General features: G+C 63.5%; 21 protein-coding genes. 11 read left to right on the top strand and 10 right to left on the bottom strand.

Annotated features, from left to right (window positions below):
• Positions 1-54 precede the first annotated feature (54 nt).
• On the bottom strand, positions 55-1854 hold the full coding sequence (locus AB4N80_RS21360; protein WP_460078689.1) for a thiamine pyrophosphate-requiring protein: 1800 nt from the start codon (positions 1852-1854) through the stop codon (positions 55-57).
• 299 nt (positions 1855-2153) lie between these two features.
• On the opposite strand from AB4N80_RS21360, the gene AB4N80_RS21355 reads away from it, so the two are divergent.
• The 3 genes from AB4N80_RS21355 to AB4N80_RS21345 all read left to right on the top strand — a co-directional run bounded on the left by AB4N80_RS21355 (position 2154) and on the right by AB4N80_RS21345 (position 4389).
• Positions 2154-2540: an HvfA family oxazolone/thioamide-modified RiPP metallophore gene (locus AB4N80_RS21355; protein ID WP_053119671.1), complete on the top strand. Its 387-nt coding sequence runs from the start codon at positions 2154-2156 to the stop codon at positions 2538-2540.
• Between the two features lie 261 nt (positions 2541-2801).
• Positions 2802-3647, top strand: a complete 846-nt coding sequence (locus AB4N80_RS21350; RefSeq protein WP_354339108.1) for an HvfB family MNIO-type RiPP peptide maturase — start codon at positions 2802-2804, stop codon at positions 3645-3647.
• The gene (locus tag AB4N80_RS21345; protein ID WP_305492248.1) at positions 3640-4389 is read left to right on the top strand and encodes an HvfC family RiPP maturation protein; all 750 of its coding nucleotides are present in this window, start codon (positions 3640-3642) and stop codon (positions 4387-4389) included. Before AB4N80_RS21350 ends, AB4N80_RS21345 begins: the two co-directional genes overlap by 8 nt.
• Before the next feature lie 153 nt (positions 4390-4542).
• Here the strand turns inward: AB4N80_RS21345 and AB4N80_RS21340 are convergent, their stop codons facing one another.
• The 4 genes from AB4N80_RS21340 to AB4N80_RS21325 form a co-directional block, all read right to left on the bottom strand.
• Positions 4543-5049, bottom strand: coding sequence for an HvfX family Cu-binding RiPP maturation protein (locus tag AB4N80_RS21340; protein WP_460090394.1), 507 nt, complete (start codon positions 5047-5049; stop codon positions 4543-4545).
• A 17-nt stretch (positions 5050-5066) separates the two neighbouring features.
• Entirely contained in the window at positions 5067-5702 is a 636-nt protein-coding gene (locus tag AB4N80_RS21335) for a ferric reductase-like transmembrane domain-containing protein (protein ID WP_305470746.1), read from the bottom strand.
• Positions 5703-6374: 672 nt separating this feature from the next.
• Positions 6375-7685 carry an ATP-binding protein gene (locus tag AB4N80_RS21330; protein ID WP_122566435.1) on the bottom strand — a complete coding sequence of 437 codons (1311 nt, stop codon included), beginning with the start codon at positions 7683-7685 and terminating at the stop codon, positions 6375-6377.
• Positions 7682-8422 (bottom strand): response regulator, encoded by a 741-nt coding sequence (locus AB4N80_RS21325; protein ID WP_003202589.1) that lies wholly within the window; start codon positions 8420-8422, stop codon positions 7682-7684. The genes AB4N80_RS21330 and AB4N80_RS21325 overlap by 4 nt, the downstream gene beginning before the upstream one ends.
• A gap of 224 nt (positions 8423-8646) precedes the next feature.
• Here AB4N80_RS21325 and AB4N80_RS21320 point away from each other — a divergent pair, with 224 nt between their 5' ends.
• The 3 genes from AB4N80_RS21320 (at position 8647) to AB4N80_RS21310 (ending at position 10958) form a co-directional block, all read left to right on the top strand.
• Positions 8647-8910, top strand: coding sequence for a DUF2790 domain-containing protein (locus AB4N80_RS21320; RefSeq protein ID WP_122566436.1), 264 nt, complete (start codon positions 8647-8649; stop codon positions 8908-8910).
• Positions 8911-9078: 168 nt separating this feature from the next.
• The gene (locus AB4N80_RS21315; RefSeq protein WP_122566437.1) at positions 9079-10290 is read left to right on the top strand and encodes a cytochrome c biogenesis protein DipZ; all 1212 of its coding nucleotides are present in this window, start codon (positions 9079-9081) and stop codon (positions 10288-10290) included.
• A 338-nt stretch (positions 10291-10628) separates the two neighbouring features.
• Complete coding sequence (locus tag AB4N80_RS21310; protein WP_053119980.1) at positions 10629-10958, top strand: hypothetical protein; 330 nt, start codon at positions 10629-10631, stop codon at positions 10956-10958.
• Between the two features lie 3 nt (positions 10959-10961).
• On the opposite strand, the gene AB4N80_RS21305 is transcribed toward AB4N80_RS21310, so the two are convergent.
• Positions 10962-12827 (bottom strand): sigma-54-dependent Fis family transcriptional regulator, encoded by a 1866-nt coding sequence (locus AB4N80_RS21305; RefSeq protein ID WP_460078683.1) that lies wholly within the window; start codon positions 12825-12827, stop codon positions 10962-10964.
• A gap of 358 nt (positions 12828-13185) precedes the next feature.
• Between AB4N80_RS21305 and AB4N80_RS21300 the strand changes: the two genes are divergently transcribed.
• The 5 genes from AB4N80_RS21300 to AB4N80_RS21280 all read left to right on the top strand — a co-directional run bounded on the left by AB4N80_RS21300 (position 13186) and on the right by AB4N80_RS21280 (position 18552).
• Complete coding sequence (locus AB4N80_RS21300) at positions 13186-14259, top strand: ATP-NAD kinase family protein (protein WP_122566439.1); 1074 nt, start codon at positions 13186-13188, stop codon at positions 14257-14259.
• Between the two features lie 2 nt (positions 14260-14261).
• Positions 14262-15239: a thiamine pyrophosphate-dependent dehydrogenase E1 component subunit alpha gene (locus AB4N80_RS21295; protein WP_122566440.1), complete on the top strand. Its 978-nt coding sequence runs from the start codon at positions 14262-14264 to the stop codon at positions 15237-15239.
• Between the two features lie 36 nt (positions 15240-15275).
• Complete coding sequence (locus tag AB4N80_RS21290; RefSeq protein WP_460078679.1) at positions 15276-16292, top strand: alpha-ketoacid dehydrogenase subunit beta; 1017 nt, start codon at positions 15276-15278, stop codon at positions 16290-16292.
• On the top strand, positions 16292-17404 hold the full coding sequence (locus tag AB4N80_RS21285; protein WP_460078676.1) for an acetoin dehydrogenase dihydrolipoyllysine-residue acetyltransferase subunit: 1113 nt from the start codon (positions 16292-16294) through the stop codon (positions 17402-17404). The genes AB4N80_RS21290 and AB4N80_RS21285 overlap by 1 nt, the downstream gene beginning before the upstream one ends.
• Positions 17405-17487: 83 nt before the next feature.
• Positions 17488-18552 carry a 2,3-butanediol dehydrogenase gene (locus AB4N80_RS21280; RefSeq protein ID WP_240998454.1) on the top strand — a complete coding sequence of 355 codons (1065 nt, stop codon included), beginning with the start codon at positions 17488-17490 and terminating at the stop codon, positions 18550-18552.
• A gap of 76 nt (positions 18553-18628) precedes the next feature.
• On the opposite strand, the gene AB4N80_RS21275 is transcribed toward AB4N80_RS21280, so the two are convergent.
• From AB4N80_RS21275 to AB4N80_RS21260, 4 genes are all read right to left on the bottom strand, one after another.
• Positions 18629-19132 (bottom strand): DUF6644 family protein, encoded by a 504-nt coding sequence (locus AB4N80_RS21275; RefSeq protein WP_122566444.1) that lies wholly within the window; start codon positions 19130-19132, stop codon positions 18629-18631.
• Positions 19132-19482, bottom strand: coding sequence for a DUF6152 family protein (locus AB4N80_RS21270; protein ID WP_122566445.1), 351 nt, complete (start codon positions 19480-19482; stop codon positions 19132-19134). Before AB4N80_RS21270 ends, AB4N80_RS21275 begins: the two co-directional genes overlap by 1 nt.
• Positions 19483-19508: 26 nt before the next feature.
• Positions 19509-20063 carry a DinB family protein gene (locus AB4N80_RS21265; RefSeq protein ID WP_122566446.1) on the bottom strand — a complete coding sequence of 185 codons (555 nt, stop codon included), beginning with the start codon at positions 20061-20063 and terminating at the stop codon, positions 19509-19511.
• A 275-nt stretch (positions 20064-20338) separates the two neighbouring features.
• A complete protein-coding gene (locus AB4N80_RS21260; protein WP_283557217.1) occupies positions 20339-21256 on the bottom strand; it encodes a dihydrodipicolinate synthase family protein in 918 nt (305 codons plus the stop codon).
• Positions 21257-21354 lie beyond the last annotated feature (98 nt).

Here is a 21354-nt window from a genome sequence, read left to right as displayed (position 1 = left end):
CCGCGGGGACGGTTCATAGTGACGATGCAGCTCAACGGCGGCATCGCGTCAGCCTTACTCTTTATCCGTGCGATGACCCGGCAGCAGGCTGCTCAATACCTGCTTGGCGGTCTCGACCACGATGCCTCGCTCGTTCGGGTCGCCCTGGAGCAGGGTCGAGGCAAACTTCTTCGCCTGTTCCAGCTTGATGTGCGGCGGCAGCGGTGGAACGTCGGGGTCGGTGCGAAATTCGATCAGCACCGGACGATCCGCCACCAGCGCGGTTTCCCAGGCCGTGGCCACGTCGTCCTCATGCAGCACCAGGATGCCCTTCAGGCCAATGGATTCGGCGAACAGGTGGTAGGGCACGTCGGGGATGTCCTGGGAGGCGGCGAATTTCGGATCGCCCTCCATCACCCGCTGTTCCCAGGTGACCTGGTTCAAATCCCGATTGTTGAACACCGCGCAGATCCAGCTGCCGTTGGCCCAGGTGCGCCAGTATTTGGCGACGGTGATCAGCTCGGCCATGTTGTTCATCTGCATGGCGCCGTCGCCTACCAGGGCGATCACCGGCCGCTCCGGATGACAGAACTTCGCCGCGATGGCATAAGGCACGGCCGCGCCCATCGACGCCAGGCCACCGGACAGCGAACACATCATGCCGCGACGGATCTTGATGTCCCGGGCGAACCAGTTGGCGCAGGACCCGGAATCGCAGGTGATGATGGCGCGGTCCGGCAGCCGCGGCGACAGTTCGAAGGTGACCCGTTGCGGGTTGATCGGCTTGGCGGATACCCGGGCGCGGTTTTCCAGGGTCCGGTCCCAGCGTTCGCGCCAATGTTCGATTTTCTTGCGCCAGGCGCGGTCGGGTTTTTCTTCGATCAGCGGCAGCAGGGCGCGCAAGGTGTCGACGCTGTCGCCGTGCAGGTTGACTTCCATGGGGTAGCGCAGGCTGAGCATGTCCGCCTGAATGTCGATCTGCACACCCCGGGCCTGGCCTTCTGGGGGCAGGAACTCGGCGTAGGGGAAGCCGGAGCCGATCATCAGCAACGTGTCGCAGCCGGCCATGAGGTTGTCGCTGGGCTCGGTGCCGAGCAGGCCGATGGTGCCGGTGACCCAGGGCAGGTCATCGGGCAGGGCGGCCTTGCCCAGCAGCGCCTTGGCCACGCCAGCGCCAAGTTTCTCGGCGATGGCGATCACTTCGTCGGTGGCGTGCAGCGCGCCGGCACCGACCAGGATGGCGACTTTCTTGCCGGCATTGAGGACCTCGGCGGCTTTGCGCAGGTCCTCTTCGTAGGGGACGATGCTGGGCTTGCGGTAGCCGACGCCGGAGTGAACCGTACCGTGCTTGTGGCGCGGCGCGGTGTATTCCATGTCTTGCAGGTCGTTCGGCAGGATCAGCGCCGTGACCCGGCGCTCGCCCACCGCCGTGCGTACGGCACGGTCCACCAGGTGGCGCACCTGGGCGGGCACGCTGGCTTGCTGCACGAACGCTCCGGCCACGTCCTTGAACAGGCTGACCAGGTCCAGTTCCTGCTGGTAATGCCCGCCCAGCGCGGCGCGGGCCTGTTGGCCGCAGATGGCGAGCACGGGCATGTGGTCCATCCGGGCGTCGTAGAGGCCAGTCACCAAGTGGGACGCGCCGGGCCCGGAGGTGGCGATGCAGACCCCCAGCTCGCCGGTGAACTTGGCGTGGGCGCAGGCCATGAACGCGGCCATTTCCTCGTGGCGGGCCTGGATGAAGCGGATTTTTCCCTCGGCGCGGTTCAAGGCGCCAAACACGCCGTTGATGCCATCGCCCGGATAGCCATAGATGCGGCGAACCCCCCATTCATAAAGACGTTCCACCAGAAAATCACCGACGGTCATGCTCATGTCTGTCCCTCGTTTCAGGCCGCGGGCGCTTGGCGCGACGCGCAGCGGTTGACGTTCATACAGGACTTGACCGGTGCAGGCCTTCCAAGGTTTCGATTTTTTCAACGCCAGGGACCTGAGGCCGGGCGGGCGTGTATCGCAATGTGTACCGCACCGGCCCAGATACACCTGCTTGACGAAGGCCCGGGCCGGAGACACAGGCCGGATACACACCGGCGATTAACTACGCCAGCCAGCCGACACCGAGCTTCGGTGCGGGTGACTGGCGCCTTAATCGTCAATCGTCAGAGGAATACCCCATGCTCAACTTCTCTCGCAATTCGTCCCTTGCACTCGGCCTGGCCCTGGTCGGTGGCCTGGGTCTTTCCACGGCGGCTTCGGCCTTGACCATGAACGATCTGGCCCAGGGCTACACCCTGGCGGCGGCCGATACCGTGAAGAAACCCGCCGAAGGCAAGTGCGGCGAAGACAAGTTCGCCAAGACCGATAAAAACCACGATGGTCAGGTCTCGCGGGACGAGTTCATCGCCGCGGCACCGGAGCGTGCGGCGGAGTTCGACAAGATCGACGCCAACCATGACGGCGGCATCTCGTTGCCGGAAGCCAAGCAATACCTGTCGGCCCAGGCGAAGACCGCGGAAGGCAAATGTGGCGAAGGCAAGTGTGGGGCGGCTATCGAGTCCTGATTTCTAACGGGTGAGGGGCGTATGCGAATGGCCGAAATGAGAAAGGAGCCATGCGCTGTCTATGTGGCGAGGGGATTTATCCCCGCTGGGCTGCGCAGCAGCCCCAATGCAGCAGACTCAATCTTCCTGGCACACCGAGTTGGCAGGCTTCAGGGCTGCTTCGCAGCCCAGCGGGGATAAATCCCCTCGCCACAAGTTTGGTGTTCGACTGGCACCATTCGCTGCGCTTCCTCATCTCTTGCTTTCCCAGGAGATGTGTCCATGTTGAATTTACCTCAACCTTCGGCAGGCCTCGGCCTGCGCCGGGCCTTGCTCGATGAACTGCGCCAGGCACCGACCGGGGATTTCGACTTTCTCGAAGTGGCCCCGGAAAACTGGATCGGAATCGGCGGCCCTCATGGCGCCGCTCTGCATTCGCTGGCCGAACGTTATCCGTTGACGTGCCATGGCCTGTCGTTGTCTTTGGGTGGGCCGGCGCCGCTGGACCTGGCATTTCTCGGCCAGGTGCGCGCTTTCCTCGAACGTTTCAACGTGCCGTTGTACAGCGAGCACTTGAGCTACTGCGGCGATGACGGGCATTTGTATGACCTGTTGCCGCTACCCTTTACCGAAGAAGCGGTGCATCACGTGGCGGCGCGGATCCGTCAGGCCCAGGATGTGCTGGGGCGGCGCCTGGCGGTGGAAAATGTCTCTTATTACGCCGCCCCCCAACACGACATGAGCGAGCTGGAGTTCACCCGGGCGGTGTTGCGCGAAGCCGATTGCGACCTGTTGCTGGACGTCAACAACGTCTACGTCAACTCGGTCAATCACGGTTTCGCCCCCCAGGCATTCCTGGCGGGCCTCGAGCCGGGGCGGGTGGTCGCGATGCATGTGGCCGGGCATTACGACGAGTCCGACACGCTGAAAATCGACAGCCATGGCGCGCCGGTCAAGCCAGTGGTCTGGGCGCTGCTGGCCCAGGCCTACGCACGTTTCGGCGTGCAGCCGACCTTGCTCGAACGGGACTTCAATTTCCCGCCCTATGCCGCGCTGGTGGCCGAATTACAGACCATTCGCCAGTTGCAACACCCGGCCGTCACCCGGCAGGCGGTGACCCATGGCTGAGGCCCGACAAACGCTGCATCAGCAGCAACAGGCGCTGACCCGGTACCTGCGTGACCCGGAACACTGCCCGGTCCCAGCCGGCATGGACGCGGCGCGGGCGCAGGTCTATCGCGACCTGATCTTCGAAAACATGCGCTCGCTGCTCAGCGGCACCTTCCCGGTATTGGTGGGCGTGCTGGGACAGGAGCGTTGGCGTGCCTGCGTGCGCCGTTTCTTGCGGGAGCATCGCTGTGCCACGCCGAAGTTCGGCGAAATCGCCGAGGAGTTTGTGGCCTACCTCGCCGCCCAGCCGTCGCCGGACTGGCCGCCGTTCGTGGCGGAGCTGGCGCACTACGAGTGGGTCGAGATGGCGCTGCTGCAGTCCGAGGCCGAGCCGTTGCTGGCTCATGACGAGGCCGCTTTGCTCGATCTGCCGCTGCATGTCTCCCCCCTGGCCTGGCCGCTGGCGTACCAGTGGCCGGTGCATCGCCTGGCACCGAACTACCAGCCTTCGACGCCACCGGCCCAGCCGACGCTGTTGCTGGTGCGGCGCACGCCTGGGTTTGAGGTGCGTTTTTCCGAACTCAGCCCGCTGGCCTGGCGGCTTTTGCAACGCATCGAGGAAGATCCCGGGTTGGCGGGGCGAGGGCAGTTGCTGGCGTTGGCACGGGAGGCAGGGGTGGCTTCGTTCGAGTTCATGGACAGCGCCGTCGCGCTGTTGCGGCGGATGCAGGTGGAAGGGGTTGTTGGCGTGCAGCAGTAGTCTGCCCATTGAAATGCTAGCCCTTGTGAGGGGCTGCTGTGGGAGCAAAGCTTGCTCGCGATGGGGCGCCCTTGGCCTGACTGATTGACCGGGTCGTCTGTATCGCGGGCAAGCCTTGCTCCCACAGCAAGCTCGCTCCCACAGGGATTTTTGTCAGGCCTTGTTTTGGTGATGCAGCCCGGTCTTCAGCAGGGCATCCACACTCAATTTTCCAGCCCCCTGCAGCAGCAACGGCAGCAACGTCACCAGGTAGATCAATGGCAGCTTGAAGTTGCCATGTCCCTTGTTGGTAATCGCATACCCCTGGGCCAGTTCGCTCAGGCTCGACCAGTCCGCCGGCCAGTGCACGGCAGCGGTCGCCACCACGGTGACGACGATCAGCACCAGCGCCGACAGGCGTGTGCCCAAGCCGATCAACAGGGCGATGGCGCCGATCAGCTCGGCCGATATTGCCAGTTCCCAATTCCACAGGGCCGGTACATGGTCGAAGGGGAACGGGAAGGCGGACTGGATATCGGCGAACCAGTTCTCGCCGTTCCATTTCTCCAGTCCGGATTCGAAAAACTCCCAGGCCAGGAACAGGCGCAGGCCCAGCGGCGCGAGCCATGCCCCGATGTTATCGAGCTGGATATGCAGTGTTTTCAAGACATTTGAGTACATGACCGATCTCCCAGGGCTCAAGCGGCGTGTTGTGACCGTTGGTGACGCTGGATGGCCTGGGCTAGCTTGCCCACCAGGCGGATGGCGGTAGCGGCGCAAATCAGGCCGAAGGGCAGCACGTACCAGTCGCTCATGGGGATGCGCTTGAAGTTGGAATAGGCAAAGATCGCCGCCAGCACCCACATACCGGTGACATGCAGGCGCTTCCAGGCCTTGAAACCGATCAGGCGCGTGGTGCTTTTGAACGAGGTCAGCGCCAGCAGCAGGATGAACACGTAGCCCACGGTGCCGGGCACGTTGCCGAGGGTGGTGCGGCCGGGCCAGAACTCGGTGTTGAGCTGGCCGTAGCTGTAGATCAGCACGGCATGGACCAGGTGGGAAAAGGCAAAGGCCAGTCCGATGAAGCGCCGTTCACGCACCAGCGACCGGCTCAGGGGCGAGGGCACCAGCACCGCGAATGCCGAGGCGGTGAAGGCCAGCAGGAACAAGGCGAAGGACGAACGCGCCGTGGCGCGAATGGCACTGCGCACGCCTTCGGTCAGGTCCGGGTTGAGCACCAGGATCAACCCGGTCATCAACAGCACCAGGGCGGCGAGCAGGCTGAACAGCGACCAGCCCTGGAAACGAAGGGGGGATGCAGTTGCGGTAGGCATGTAACGGCTCCTTGGATGTCGAGACCCGGTCGGGATAGTCGCCGGGGATACAAGGGAGTCTTTCAAGCGGGTGTAAGCAGGGTGTGTCCGCGACGCAGCATTGTGCAAGTTTGTGTATGTCGATTATCCGTAGACACACTGGCATACAAACCGCATCCCAACTTGACCAAACCCCTGTGGGAGCGAGCTTGCTCGCGATGGCGTCAGGTCAGTTGAATGGATACCGGCAGACACACCGCTATCGCGAGCAAGCTCGCTCCCACAGGGGAATTGGGTGAGGCACCCATATTTGTAGCGCCTCGGAACGGTGTGGGAGCGAGCTTGCTCGCGATGGCGTCAGGTCAGTTGAATGGATGCCGGCAGACACACCGCTATCGCGAGCAAGCTCGCTCCCACAGGGGAATTGGGTGAGGCACCCATATTTGTAGCGCCTCGGAACGGTGTGGGAGCGAGCTTGCTCGCGATGGCGTCGGGTCAGTTGAATGGATGCCGGCAGACACACCGCTATCGCGAGCAAGCTCGCTCCCACAGGGGAATTGGGTAAGGCACCCATATTTGTAGCGCCTCGGAACGGTGTGGGAGCGAGCTTGCTCGCGATGGCGTCGGGTCAATTGAGTGGATGCCGGCTGATACACCGCTATCGCGAGCAAGCTCGCTCCCACAGGGGCGGTGTCAGCTTGCGAATGCCAGGCGCAGCTCGGCGCAGAGGCCGCCGCCGTCGCGGTTGCTCAGGGTCAGGGAGCCGCCCATGGCGATCGCCAGTTGCTGGGCGATGGCCAAGCCCAGGCCGGTGCCGCCGGTTTCCCGGTTGCGCGAACTCTCCACCCGGTAGAACGGCTTGAGCACCTCGGCCAGTTCCTGCTCGCTGATCCCGGGGCCACGGTCCAGCACCTGGATTGCCAGTTGCCCGTTGTCGGCCCGTTGCACCTGGATCTGCGCCGCACCGCCGAATTTCAAGGCGTTGTCCACCAGATTGACCAGCACCCGCCGCAGGGCATGGGGGCGGGTGTCGATCACGGCGGCGTTTTTCCCGGACAGTTGCACGTCCTTGCCGGTGTCCTGGTAGTCGAACACCAGGCTGTCGAGAAACGCATCCAGGCTGATCCGGCAACTGGCCTCGGTGGCGCCGTGGATGCTGCGGGCATAGGCCACGCCTTCCCGCACCAGGTGTTCCATTTCGCTCAAGTCGCTCCACAGTTTGTCCCGTTCGATCCCTTCGTCCATGAACTCGGCCCGCAGCTTCATACGTGTGATGGGCGTCTGCAAGTCATGGGAAATCGCCGCCAGCAACTGCATGCGCTCCTTGAGGTAGGCGGCGATGCGGTCCTGCATGGCGTTGAAGGCCTTGGCCGCATGCACCACTTCAGTCGGGCCTTTTTCGTCCAGCCGGACGCTGTGGGCGTTCGGGTCGAGGGTTTCCACCGCCTGGGCCAGCCGGGTCAGGGGGCCGACGGCGATGCGCACGGCCAGCCAGGTGCAGCCGATCAATAGTGCCAACTGCCCCAGCAACACCATCGGCAGCCAGGGGGAGAGGGGCATCATCGCCGGACGCACATCGATGGTCAGCGGGCTGCCATCCCCCAGGCGCAGATGCGCTTGATAGTGCATTTTCGGCCCGGGAATCTGCTGGAAGGTCAGGCCATAGGCCTGGCCGATGGCTTCCTGGATCGAACTGACCGAGATCGGCGCGTCGGCCAGGTCCATCGGTTGGCCAGGCTGGCCTTCGTCGAGCAGGTAGCCATAGTTGCGCCGGGCGAGTTTCGGCAGCCAGGCCGGGCGTTCGGCGGCAGGCAGGCGGTCGAGAATGGCGACGGAGGTCGAGACATCGGTTTCCAGGTTGCCGAGCATGGTCGACCTGGCACTCTGGTAGCGCTCGTAGTACTGGGCGCCGAAGGACAGGCCCTGGGCCAGGATCAGGCCGATCAGGAAGATCAGCGACAACCTGGAGGCCAGAGTCCGCGGCCAACGCAGCGGCAGGCTCATACCGACGCCTCGAGGATCTCCACCGGCAGCGAGAACACGTAGCCTTCGCTGCGCACGGTCTTGATGTAGGCTGGTTCCCGGGCGTCGTCCAGCAGACGCTGGCGCAGGCGGCTGACCAGCAGATCAATGGAACGATCGAACAGGTCGGCGTCCCGGCCCTGGGTGAGGTTAAGCAACTGGTCGCGGTTGAGTACCCGTTGCGGATGATCGAGGAATACCCGCAACAAACGATACTCGGCGCCGCTCAAGGCAACCATGGTGCCGTCGGTGTCCAGCAGGTGGCGGGCGGTGGTGTCCAGGCGCCAGCGTCCGAACGCCAGCAGGCGACCGCTTTCGGTGACCACCAGGTTGGGCGGCAGCATGCGGGTGCGGCGCAGCACGGCGTTGATCCGCGCCAGCAGTTCACGGGCGGCGAACGGCTTGACCAGGTAATCATCGGCACCCATTTCCAGGCCGATGATGCGGTCGGTTTCGTCGTTGCGCGCGGTGAGCATCAGCACCGGCGTGGCCTTGTGCTTGCCGGCCCGCAGCTCCCGGCACAGCACCAGGCCGTCGTCACCGGGCATCATGATGTCCAGCACGATCAGGTCCACCGGGGTGGTTTCCAGGAAGGCGCGCATCTGCCGGCCGTCGGCGACGACGGTGGTGCGCAGGCCGTTCTTTTTCAGGTAGTTGCCAACCAGCTCTCTGATCTCGCGATCGTCATCCACTATCAACACGTGATCGACATGATCCATGGTGTCCAGCTCCTCGGCGTTTCGTTGTGCGCAGTCTACAGGCGCCGGCCAGCCCGGCTCGCGGCGGTTTGTATTGCAGTGTATCTGGCGCGCGACGGATACACAGCGATGCAAAAAGCCACCTGGCTCGATACAGACGCGATACCTGCGGGGCATTCAATGGCATCCATCGAGGCAACACAACGGGCCTCGGCAGACAAACCCCATTGAATCGAGGAATCGCCATGAACACCAAAGCCCTCTACGCTGCCTGCCTTTTTGCCGCGCTGAACATCTGCACCCTGTCGGCCCGGGCCGAAAGCAACGTGCAAGCGCACAGCTATACCTACGGCAGCCACCTGGACATCCAGAAGGTGCTTTCCCTGTCCGAAGACGCCGAGCCCACCTGCGGCGTGGTCAACGCCCACATGACTTACCTGGATTCGGCAGGCCACAAGCAGGCGCTGGACTATCGCAAGTTGTCCGATAACTGCAGCAACCAGAACTGAGCTGCTTTTGTGGCGAGGGAGCTTGCTCCCGCTGGGGCGCGAAGCGGCCCCCCATATCGGTCTGACACACCGCGTTGTCAGGTCATTTTCGGGGCCGCTTCGCAGCCCAGCGGGAGCAAGCTCCCTCGCCACAGGTTTTGCGTCGCCCTTTTATGTTGAGGTGTTGCCATGCTTCTGATCGCTTTTCTAGGCGGGATCCTGACGATCCTCAGCCCCTGTATTCTTCCGGTGGTGCCGTTTCTGTTTGCCCGGGCCGATCGCTCCCGTGGTTCGGTGCTGCTGACCCTCGGCGGCATGGTGTTGACGTTCGCCCTGGTCTCCAGCCTGGCGGTGGTCAGCAGCGAATGGGTGGTGCGCGCCAGCAGCGTCGGCCGGCAAGTCGCCTTGGTGGTGATGGTGGTGTTCGCGCTGTCGCTGATTTTCAGCCGGGTCGGCATCTGGCTGGCGCGGCCGCTGGTCAGCCTGGGCAATCGTCTGGACGCCGGGGCCGGGCGGATGGCCGGACCTGTGGCCTCGGTGCTGATTGGGGTCGCCACCGGGCTGCTCTGGGCACCGTGCGCCGGACCGATACTTGGGGTGATCCTGACCGGCGCCATGCTGCAAGGTGCCAGCGCACAAACCAGCCTGTTGTTGCTCGCCTATGGCCTGGGCAGCGCCTTGTCCCTGGGCACCCTGATCCTGGCCGGGCGTGGTCTGGTCGGGCGCTTGAAACTCTCACTGCCGATCACCACCTGGTTGCGCCGGGGAACGGGGCTGGCGGTGTTGCTGGCGGCCGTGGCGATCGGCACGGGGGCGGATGACCGGTTGTTGGCGGCCACGTCGTCTCAACAATCGGCCACCTTGGAAAAAAGCCTGCTGGAGAACGTGCCCAAGGCCATCGACTATGTGGTGAGCAAGGCCGACGCAAGCGCCATGCCGACCCTAGAATCCCAGGGCACCATGCCTTCGCTGGACGGTGCGGTGCAATGGCTGAACTCGCCTGCGCTGAACAGCGAGTCCCTGCGGGGCAAGGTGGTGTTGGTGGACTTCTGGACCTACGACTGCATCAACTGCCAGCACACCTTGCCCTATGTGAACGGTTGGGCGAAGAAGTATGAACAGGACGGGCTGGTGGTGATCGGTGTCCACACCCCGGAATACGGCTACGAGAAGATCATCGACAACGTGCGTGAGCAGGTGCGCAAGCTGGACATCCACTACCCGGTGGCGATCGACAACCAGTATGCGATCTGGCGCGCCTTCAACAATCAATACTGGCCGGCCCATTACTTCATCGATGCCAAGGGGCAGGTGCGCTACAGCCATTTTGGCGAAGGGCGTTATGGCGAGCAGGAGCAGGTGATCCAGCAACTGTTGCAGGAGGCGAAGATGAGTCAATGAGTTGATAGAAATTGTTTAATTTCAATGTGTTGTAGCTATGTTCTCTATCTATTTCTAGATTGATGGGCCACTTGGGGATGGGTATCGCAGATGGCGAAGGCAAGCCGTTCCCCGTGGCGAGGGAGCTTGCTCCCGCTGGGGCGCGAAGCGGCCCCCTGTATTTGCCTGACACACCGAGTTTGTCACGGCTTTCATGGGGCCGCTTCGCAGCCCAGCGGGAGCAAGCTCCCTCGCCACAGGATTGCATGCAGATTCGAGAGTGGCGTGCAAATGCTGGCCCCTTGCTCATTTGCATACAGTCAAACTTCTTTCCTTTCAGAAAGTTGGGCGACAAACCTATGCGTATTTCTATGTGGGTCGTAGCGACGTTTCTCCTGGCCGCCGTCTCGCTTGAGGCCCAGGCCAGGGCGCTGACGCAGAACCAGCAATCGGTGTGCCGCTGGGGTTCGGACATCGCGGCGGGTGCGCAGGCGTCGAAGTTGTCTGGCGTCAGCCTGTACGGCGCGCGCAAGAAGCTGCAAGTGCGCAAGTTTCCCCGGCCCTGGATGCGCATGACTGCCTTGGGCATTACCGAGCAGACCTACAACAGCGCTTCGCGTCTCAAGCCGGCTGCGGTCAAGCAGACCTACTACGAGCAATGTGTCCGTCATGAATTGGCGCGCCGATAGGCCTCAGGCCGGGCTGCGGCCTGGCATCTCGATACCGTGCTGATGCACCCGCCGATACAGGGTCGCCCGGGAAATGCCCAGGGCCCGGGCGGCGGCGGTGGGTTTCCAGCGGTGGCGCACCAGCGCATCGAGCAGTGCCTGGCGTTCCGGGCTGGCGCTCGGCTCCGGTCCCTGATCGGCGGCGTCCCTGTTGTGCAATGACTCGGGCAAGTGGCTGAGCTGAACCACACTGGCTTCACACACCGCGCAGGCGTAGCGCAGCACATGGCGCAACTGGCGGACATTGCCCGGCCAGTGATAACCGAGCAGGTATTCCAGCGCCGCGGCGCTCAGTTGCACCGTCCCTCCACACAACGCCGACTCCTCGGCAAGAATCCGATTGATCAGCGCCAGCCGGTCGCTGCGTTCGCGCAACGGCGGTAGCTGGAAACGCGCGCCGCCGAGGCGGAAGTACAAATCCTCACGAAACTCGCCGGCGGCCACCAGGGTCTCCAGGTCGCGGTGGGTGGCACAGACCACCTGAATATCCACGGCCTTGCGGCGCGATGCCCCCAGCGGCGCTACTTCACCCTCGGCCAGCACCCGCAACAGGCGGGTCTGCAAGGCCAGCGGCATGTCGCCGATTTCATCCAGGAACAAGGTGCCGCCATCGGCTTGTTGCAACAAGCCCTGCATGCCTTTGGCCGAGGCACCGGTGAAGGCGCCGGCGACGTAGCCGAATAATTCGCTCTCGATCAGGCTTTCGGGGATGGCGGCGCAGTTCAACGCCACGAAAGGGCGATCACGGCGCTGGCTGGCCTGGTGCAACTGCCGGGCGAACACTTCCTTGCCGGAACCGGTTTCGCCCTGGATCAGCACCGGCAGGTTGCGATCCTTGACCCGTACCGCCAGGCGCAGGCTGTCGGCCAGGCGCGGATCGATCTCGGCAGGCGTCATCGCCACTCGCGGACGCGGGCTGGCGCGCTGGCGAGGCGCGCTCAAGCGGCCATGCAACGCGTGATCGAGGGGGCAGAGGCTTTCGTCCCGGGCACGGTGCAGCCGTTGCGGGTCGAAGACTTGGCCGATGTGTTGCGGCAACTGCCCGTAATGTTGCAACAGGTATTGGCGGGCGGCCGGGTTCAAGGCTTGCAGGCAACCGTCGTCGTCCCAGGCGAACAGGAAGTCCGGCTGGCTGTCGACGTAGCCGGCGTTGCGATGGGCCCGCAGCACCCAGTAACCCTGGGCGCTGCTCATGAAAAACGCCTGTTCGATCTCCCGGGCGCTCTGCACCACCATTTGCCGGATTAGGTGCTGCGAACGGCGATCGTCCGGCGAGCGCACCGCCGAAACATCCAGCACCCCGAGCAATTCACCCTGGGGGTCGAACACCGGGGCGGCGGAGCAAGTCAGGCCAATGAACGCCGCGCGGAAATGATCACGCTTGTGCACCGTCACCGGGGCCTTACCCGTGAGCACCGCCGCCACGCCGCAGGTGCCTTCTTCACCCTCCGACCAACAGGTACCCAGGTACAGCCCGGCCTTGCGGCAGTCATTGCGGATCGTGGTTTCCACCCGGTAGTCGATGGTCTGGCCCTGGGCATCGGTGAGTAGCACGCAGTAGTCGGCATCGCGGACCCGGCCATGGAGGCGGGCCACTTCTTCGCTGGCGATATTGAGGAACAGCTCGGAGCGCTCACGGCATTGCTTGAGCACGTCCTGGGAGAGGATGCGCGGGCCCTGCAGCGAACCGGGGTCCAGGTGATGTTGCTCCATGGACCGGCGCCAGGAGTCAAGGATCAGGTCCGGGACGGGCAGTTGTGGCAATTGGTTCGCGTTTTTCACCACGCGGCTGACGCAATCCACGTGCGCCCGGGAGTGAGCGGAAAGCATGGGGCCTCCGATTCAGCTTCTTGTCGTTGTGCGCACATTAAGCGCCGTTCGCTGGGTGCAGACAAGCTCGACGGATTATTCGGGCAGGGGTGAGACGCCACGTCTCAGCGTCTCGCCGCCACCTCGTGCAGGCTGACATGGCGCGTCTCACCGGGGCTCGCTTCGTCTCATCGAAAATTACGGCTTGACCGCTCTGGCCCGGCCATCTCCAGGATGTTTCCCGTAGCTGGCACCGCCCTTGCTCTACCTCTGGAGCCCGCTTCGACGGGTCATCCAATAATAACAACGAGGTGTCTATGTTTTCCTGTCGAGGGTCCTCCTGCCCAGGCCGTTCGCCTGTTCCTTCCTCGGTGGCGCCATGAGCCGTCGGCCACTGACCGTGGGCATCATCGCCAATCCCGCATCGGGCCGTGACGTGAGGCGCCTGACCGCCAATGCCGGGCTGTTTTCCAGCACCGACAAGGTCTCGGTAATCCAGCGCCTGCTGGCCGCTTTTGGCGCCACCGGCATCGAGCAGGTGTTGATGCCCACCGACATGATCGGCATGGCCGCCGCCGTGCTGAAGAACAGCCACAGCCGCCAGGCCCGCAGCAGCCACTGGCCGGCCCTGGAGTTTCTCGACCTGACCCTGCGCCAGACCGTCGAAGATACCCGCCGGGCCGCGCGCCTGATGGCCGAGCGCGAGGTGGCGCTGATCGCCGTGCTCGGCGGCGACGGCACCCACAAGGCGGTGGCCGCCGAAGTGGGGGACATCCCATTGTTGACCCTGTCCACCGGCACCAACAACGCCTTTCCTGAATTGCGCGAGGCCACCAGTGCCGGATTGGCCGGTGGGTTGTACGCCAGCGGGCGGATCCCGGCGCAGATCGGCTTGCGTCGCAATAAGCGCTTGCTGGTCTGCGATGCCGGACGTGGCCTGCGCGAAGTTGCCCTGGTGGACGTCGCCGTGTCGCCGCTGCGCTTTGTCGGCGCCCGGGCCATCAGTCGGGCACAGGACCTGGCCGAAGTCTTCGTGACCTTCGCCGAACCGCAATCCATTGGCCTGTCGGCGTTGTGCGGCTTGTGGTTTCCGGTGTCACGCCAGGCACCGGGCGGCGCCTGGATGCGCCTCGACCCGCAATCCCCCGAAGCGCTGCTGGTGCCGCTCGCGCCCGGCCTGTTGCAGGGCTGCGGGGTGCTTGCCGCCGGCCCTTTGGAGTCCGGCATCGCCCACAGCCTATCGCTCTCCAGCGGCACCTTGGCCTTGGACGGCGAGCGGGAAATCGAATTCAACGTCCATGACCGGCCCACGGTCACCCTCGATGCCGGCGGCCCGCTGAGCATCGACGTCAACGCGGTGCTGGCCTACGCCGCGCAACAGCGTTTGCTGGCCATCGGCCGCGAACACCCGCAACACCCTCTGAATCTTCAAGAAGACACCCCAGGAGAATAAAAATGTCGACACCGCTCACCCACGATCAACTGCTGCATGCCTACCAGGTGATGCGCACCATCCGCGCCTTCGAAGAGCGCCTGCACGTGGAGTTCGCCACGGGCGAGATTCCCGGTTTCGTTCACCTGTATGCCGGCGAAGAAGCGTCGGCCGCCGGGGTCATGGCCCACCTGGGCGATGACGATTGCATCGCGTCCAACCACCGTGGCCACGGCCATTGCATCGCCAAGGGCGTGGACGTCTACGGGATGATGGCCGAGATCTACGGCAAGAAAACCGGCGTCTGCCAAGGCAAGGGCGGCTCGATGCACATCGCCGACTTCGAGAAAGGCATGCTTGGCGCCAATGGCATTGTCGGTGCCGGCGCGCCGCTGGTGGTGGGCGCTGCCCTGGCGGCCCGGCTCAAGGGCACCGACAGCGTCGCCGTGGTGTTTTTCGGCGACGGCGGCTCCAACGAAGGCGCGGTGTTCGAAGCCATGAACATGGCCTCGGTGTGGAACCTGCCGTGCCTGTTCGTCGCGGAAAATAACGGCTACGCCGAAGCCACCGCTTCCAATTGGTCGGTGGCCTGCGATCACATCGCCGACCGCGCGGCCGGCTTCGGCATGCCTGGGGTGACGGTGGATGGTTTCGATTTCTTTGCCGTGCATGAAGCCGCCGGGGCCGCCGTCGAACGCGCCCGTGCCGGCGAAGGGCCGTCGCTGATCGAGGTCAAGCTGACCCGCTACTACGGCCACTTCGAGGGCGACGCCCAGACCTATCGGGCGCCGGACGAGGTCAAGCATTTCCGCGAAAACCAGGACTGCCTGATGCAGTTCCGCGAGCGCACCACCCGGGCCGGCTTGCTCACCGTCGAGCAGTTGGACCAGATCGACAAGGAAGTGGACCTGCTGATCGAAAACGCCGTGCACAAGGCCAAGTCCGATCCCAAGCCCTCTGCGGCGGACCTGCTGACCGACGTCTACGTCAGCTATCCCTGAACGCCCCCCTGAATAACAAAAATAGAGAATCCCATCATGGCGAGAAAAATCAGCTATCAGCAGGCAATCAACGAAGCCCTGGCCCAGGAAATGCGCCGCGACTCAAGCGTCTTCATCATGGGTGAGGACGTGGCCGGTGGCGCCGGCGCGCCCGGTGAAAACGATGCCTGGGGCGGCGTGCTCGGCGTCACCAAGGGCCTTTACGATCAGTTCCCCGGGCGCGTGCTGGACACGCCGCTGTCGGAAATCGGTTACGTCGGTGCGGCGGTCGGCGCCGCCACCTGTGGCGTGCGCCCGGTGTGCGAGCTGATGTTCGTCGACTTTGCCGGCTGCTGCCTGGACCAGATCCTCAACCAGGCGGCGAAGTTTCGCTACATGTTCGGCGGCAAGGCCTCCACGCCCCTGGTGATCCGCACCATGGTCGGCGCCGGCCTGCGCGCCGCCGCCCAGCATTCGCAGATGCTTACGTCCCTGTGGACGCACATTCCGGGGCTGAAAGTCGTGTGTCCGTCATCGCCTTACGACGCCAAGGGCCTGCTGATCCAGGCGATCCGCGACAACGACCCGGTGATCTTCTGCGAGCACAAGTTGCTCTACAGCATGCAGGGCGACGTGCCGGAAGAGCTCTACACCGTACCGTTCGGCGAGGCCAACTTCCTGCGCGACGGCAAGGACGTGACCCTGGTGTCCTACGGGCGGCTGGTCAACACCGCGATGGACGCCGCACGCAGCCTGGCGGGGCGCGGCATTGACTGCGAAGTGATCGATCTGCGCACCACCAGCCCGCTGGACGAGAACAGCATCCTGGAAAGTGTCGAGAAGACCGGACGCCTGGTGGTGATCGACGAGGCCAACCCGCGTTGCTCCATGGCTACCGATATTTCCGCGCTGGTGGCGCAAAAAGCCTTTGGCGCACTCAAGGCGCCGATCGAAATGGTCACCGCGCCGCACACCCCGGTGCCGTTCTCCGATGCCCTGGAAGACCTGTACATCCCTGACGCGGCGAAGATCGAACAAGCCGTGCTCAACGTGATCGAGTGGAGCAAGCGCTGATGAGCCAGATTTTTACCCTGACCATGCCCAAGTGGGGCCTGTCGATGACCGAGGGCCGGGTCGATGCCTGGCTCAAGGAGGAGGGCCAGGCCATCACCAAGGGCGAGGAAGTGATGGACGTCGAGACCGACAAAATCTCCAGCAGCGTCGAGGCGCCGTTCTCTGGAATCCTGCGCCGACAAATCGCCCACCAGGATGAAACTCTGGCGGTCGGCGCCTTGCTCGGTATCGTCGTTGAGGGCGAGGCCAGCGAGGCCGAGATCGACGCGGTCATCGAGCAGTTCCAATCCAACTTCGTGCCCGGTGACGCGGCCGATGAAGACCGCGGCCCGAAACCGCAGAAAGTCGAGCTGGACGGCCGGGTGATCCGCTATTTCGAGCGCGGCGAGGGCGGCACGCCGCTGGTGCTGGTGCACGGTTTCGGCGGCGACCTGAACAACTGGCTGTTCAACCATGAAGCACTGGCTGCCGGGCGACGGGTCATTGCCCTGGATCTGCCGGGCCATGGCGAATCGTCGAAAACCCTGCAACGCGGCGACCTGGACGAGCTGAGCGGCGTGGTGCTGGCCTTGCTCGATCACCTGGACATCAACGCTGTGCACCTGGTGGGGCATTCCATGGGTGGGGCGGTGTCGCTGAATGTCGCGCGCTTGATGCCCCAGCGGGTTCGGTCGCTGACCTTGATCGGCAGCGCCGGGTTGGGGACGGAGATCAACGGCAGCTACCTGCAAGCTTTCGTCGAAGCGGCCAACCGCAACGCCCTCAAGCCGCCACTGATGCAACTGTTCTCCAATGCCGAGCTGGTCAACCGGCAGATGCTCGACGACATGCTCAAGTACAAGCGCCTGGAAGGCGTGGACGCCGCCCTGCGGCAACTGTCCGCGACGCTGTTCGTCGACGGTCGCCAGCAGATGGACCTGCGTGAAGTGGTGCAGGCCGGCCACGTACCGACCCTGCTGATCTGGGGCAGCGACGACGCAATCATCCCCGTGGCCCACAGCGAAGGGTTGAGTGCCCAGGTCGAAGTGCTTTCCGGCCAGGGGCACATGGTGCAGATGGAAGCGGCCGAGCAGGTCAACCGGCTGATCCTCGGGTTCATCAAGCAGCACTGATCAAGTAGGCGGTGGCAGGTGTCATCGTCCCTGAACATTCTGGAGGTAACGTTATGAACGTTTCAATCAAGCCGACCCGCAGCATGCGCGCCGCCGTCTGGCATGGCCGCAACGACATCCGCGTCGAAGACGTGCCACTGCCGGTTGCGCCGCCTGCCGGTTGGGTGCAGATCCGTGTGCAATGGTGCGGTATCTGTGGCTCTGACCTGCATGAATACGTGGCCGGGCCAGTATTTATCCCGGTGGACGCGCCACACCCGCTGACCGGGATCAAGGGCCAATGCATCCTCGGCCATGAGTTCTGCGGCGAGATCGTCGAACTGGGCGCTGGCGTCGAGGGTTTCAGTGTCGGCGAGCCCGTGGCGGCGGACGCCTGCCAGCACTGCGGCACTTGTTATTACTGTACCCATGGGCTCTACAACATCTGCGAAAACCTGGCCTTCACTGGGCTGATGAACAACGGTGCGTTCGCGGAATTGGTCAACGTGCCGGCCAACCTGCTCTACAAACTGCCCGCCGACTTTCCGACCGAGGCCGGTGCGTTGATCGAGCCGTTGGCGGTGGGCATGCATGCGGTGAAAAAGGCCGGCAGTCTGCTGGGCCAGAACGTCGTGGTGGTCGGTGCCGGGACCATCGGCCTGTGCACCATCATGTGCGCCAAGGCGGCTGGCGCGGCCCAGGTGATCGCCCTGGAAATGTCCGGTGCGCGCAAGGCCAAGGCTCTGGAAGTCGGCGCCAGCCACGTGATCGATCCGAACGAGTGTGATGCCCTGGCTGAAGTCCGCCGGCTGACCGCTGGCCTGGGGGCCGATGTCAGTTTCGAATGCATTGGCAACAAGCACACCGCCAAGTTCGCCATCGACCTGATCCGCAAGGCTGGCAAGTGTGTGTTGGTGGGTATTTTCGAGGAACCGAGCGAGTTCAACTTCTTTGACCTGGTCTCCACCGAAAAGCAGGTGCTTGGCGCGCTGGCCTACAACGGTGAGTTCGCCGATGTGATTGCCTTCATCGCCGACGGACGCTTGGACATCTCGCCGCTGGTGACCGGGCGCATCCAGTTGGAGGAGATCGTCGGGCAGGGCTTCGAGGAGCTGGTGAACAACAAGGAGCACAACGTGAAGATCATCGTGTCTCCCGCACGGATCTGAGAGCGCCCGGGTGGGCGATTTGGCGATGGCCGGCAGCGGCCATCGCCTTTTTTTCCAGGTGTAGCTCAGGTGTAGTTCAGGTATAGGCCAGCAATCGACCGCAGAGAATGACCGAGACCCATAGCGCCATGGATAGCAGTGCTTGAAGTCTGGCCACGCCCGGCGCCTTGTGGCCGGTGTTCCATTGCTCGACCGAACGGTAGGTTCCAACGTGAAACAACAGGGCATTGAGGCCCGCCGCCGCGATCAGGCAAAGCTTGAGAATGAAGACATTGTTGCCGGCAAAGTCATGGGGATGCGCACTGAACATCATCAACCCGGCAGGCACTATCAACAGCAGGGCCGCAACGGCCCAGGGCAGCAGGTGGCGGGCCAGCGCGGTCACGGCGATGCCCTTGGACAGCCCGAGGAGGCGCAGGTCGAACATCACCACCGCGCCCACCAATATCGAAAAGCCGACGATGTGCACCACTTCCACCAGCGGATAGAGCCACAGCTCGCTGCGCATGGCCAACCCCAGGGACGAGTCGGCCAACCGGTCCATCCAGCCTTGGGCTGAGCCTGCCTGGGAAGCCTGCATCAGCGCAACTCGGTGGTCTTGTCGCCGATGATGATGCGTTCGGCGCGTAATTCGTCGGGTTTGTTGCGGTTCGCATAGCCGACCACGGTGGCGCGGTTACCCGCTTTGAGCATGTCTTTGGTCAGCCCCCGATTCTCCATGCGTGAAGGCGGGGCCAGCACGACGGTCCAGGTTTTGTCGGTGGTCTGCAGGCGCACGTAGCCATGGGGATGGGAATACCCTGCTTCCTTGATGGTGCCGTCGAGCTCCAAGGGGTTGCTGGCGTCGTATTCGCTCCAGCCGTGGTGAGCGAGTGCTGCGGTGGTGATCAGCATCAACGCCAAACCGATGCAACGAAGGATAACGTTCATGGCAAGGTCTCCTTTGGGTGGCCGGTTCAACCGGGCAGGTATTCGCGCCAGACCCGCCGTTCATCGAGTTGAAGCAACTGTTCCTCGTCTTCGCGGAACCGACGGTCGCAATCGAGAAAAAACTCATCGAGTTGGGGTGGCTCTACGTGGGTGGCGCTGAGCATGGCGTGGACTTGTCCACGATGATGGATCTGATGTTCGAACAGGTGCAACAGCAGCCGGTCGATTCGTTCGCGCACCACACCGTCGGCACGCACCAGGTCGACGGAGCGGGCGGGGTCGTCTTCCCGCAGGGCTTCGCAGAACGCCACCAGCCGCTGGTCGGTTCGGGTCTGGTTGTGCATCAGTTGGGCAAAGGCCAGGGTCTCGGAAAAGTCTTTTATCTGGCCGTCCCGGTCGCCTTCCAGGGCGGTGAGGTAATAGCGGTCCACTTCCAGGATGTGGCAAAGCGTGGCTTGGATGGACGGGAAGAATCCCGTGCGCGGCGCGGCGTAGTCGGCCTCGCTCAACTGCGCGCAGGCGCCGAGCAGCCTGTGGTTGGCCCATTGATTGTTCAGGGCCTGAGCAAGGAAATAATTCATGGGATACCTTGAATCCTTGTGGGAGCGAGCTTGCTCGCGATGATGGCGGCCTATCCAGCATAGTCGATTCAGACAGACCGCTATCGCGAGCAAGCTCGCTCCCACAGTTTCATTGCGTGTGTTCACGATTCGGTATTCACCATCAATCCTGTGGGAGCGGGCTTGCTCGCGAAGACGGCGGCACATGCAGCATAGTCATATCAGACAGACCGCTTTCGCGAGCAAGCCCGCTCCCACATGGGTTTCTTTACCTACCTGGCGTGCCGGGTCGGTTCTTAAAGCCCCACATCCGGCAACACCGGCCGATTGGCCATGGCCTTGGCCATGATCTGCTCCACATACACTCGATCTTCTTCTGGCAAGGCCAGGCGAGGTGGGCGGGTGAGGGCGCTGCCGCGGCCGGCGATGGCTTCGCACAGCTTGATGCATTGCACCAGGTCGGCGCGGGCGTCCAGGTGCAGGATCGGCATCAGCCATTCGTAGATCGGCATCGCCTCGGCGAAGCGGCCGGCGCGCGCCAGGCGGAAAATGGTTTCGCCCTCCTTCGGGAACACGTTGGACATGCCCGAGACCCAACCTTCGGCGCCCACGGCAAGGCTTTCCAGCACCACATCGTCCAGGCCTGCGAACAACACAAAACGGTCACCGACTTCATTGCGCACGTCGATGAAACGCCGGGTGTCGCCGGAGGAGTCCTTGAAACACACCACGTTGTCGCAATCGGCCAGGGAAATCAGGATGTCCGGTGTCACGTCATTCTTGTAGATCGGCGGGTTGTTGTAGACCATCAACGGCACATCGGCGTGGCGGGCCACGTAGCGGAAATGCTCGGCGGTCTCGAAGGGTTTGGAGCCGTAGACTAGCGCCGGCATCAGCATCACCCCGTCGACACCGACCTTGCGCACCGCGTTGGCGACCTTGGCGGCCTGCACGCTGGTGAACTCGGCCACGCCGCAGATCACTGGCACGCGACCACGGGAGGCGTCCACCGCCACTTCGGTCACGGCGATTTTTTCCTCGGCGCTCAGGGAGGTGTTTTCCCCCACCGACCCGCAGACCACCAGGCCGGAAACGCCATCGCGGATGACGTTGGAAATCACTTGGTGGGTTTTTTCCAGGTTGATGGAGAAGTCGTCGTTGAATTGAGTGGTGACGGCAGGGAACACGCCGCTCCAGTTGATACGTTTGCTCATGGGTTGTCTCCGATTGTTAATGGTTTGTGGCGAAGGCATTTGTGGGAGCAAAGCTTGCTCGCGATGCAGGCACCTCGGTTCCCCTGGAAGACCGCGTC

The organism is Pseudomonas sp. H3_A02 (assembly GCF_054671965.1).
This window is presented reverse-complemented; position numbering and strand designations above follow the sequence as displayed.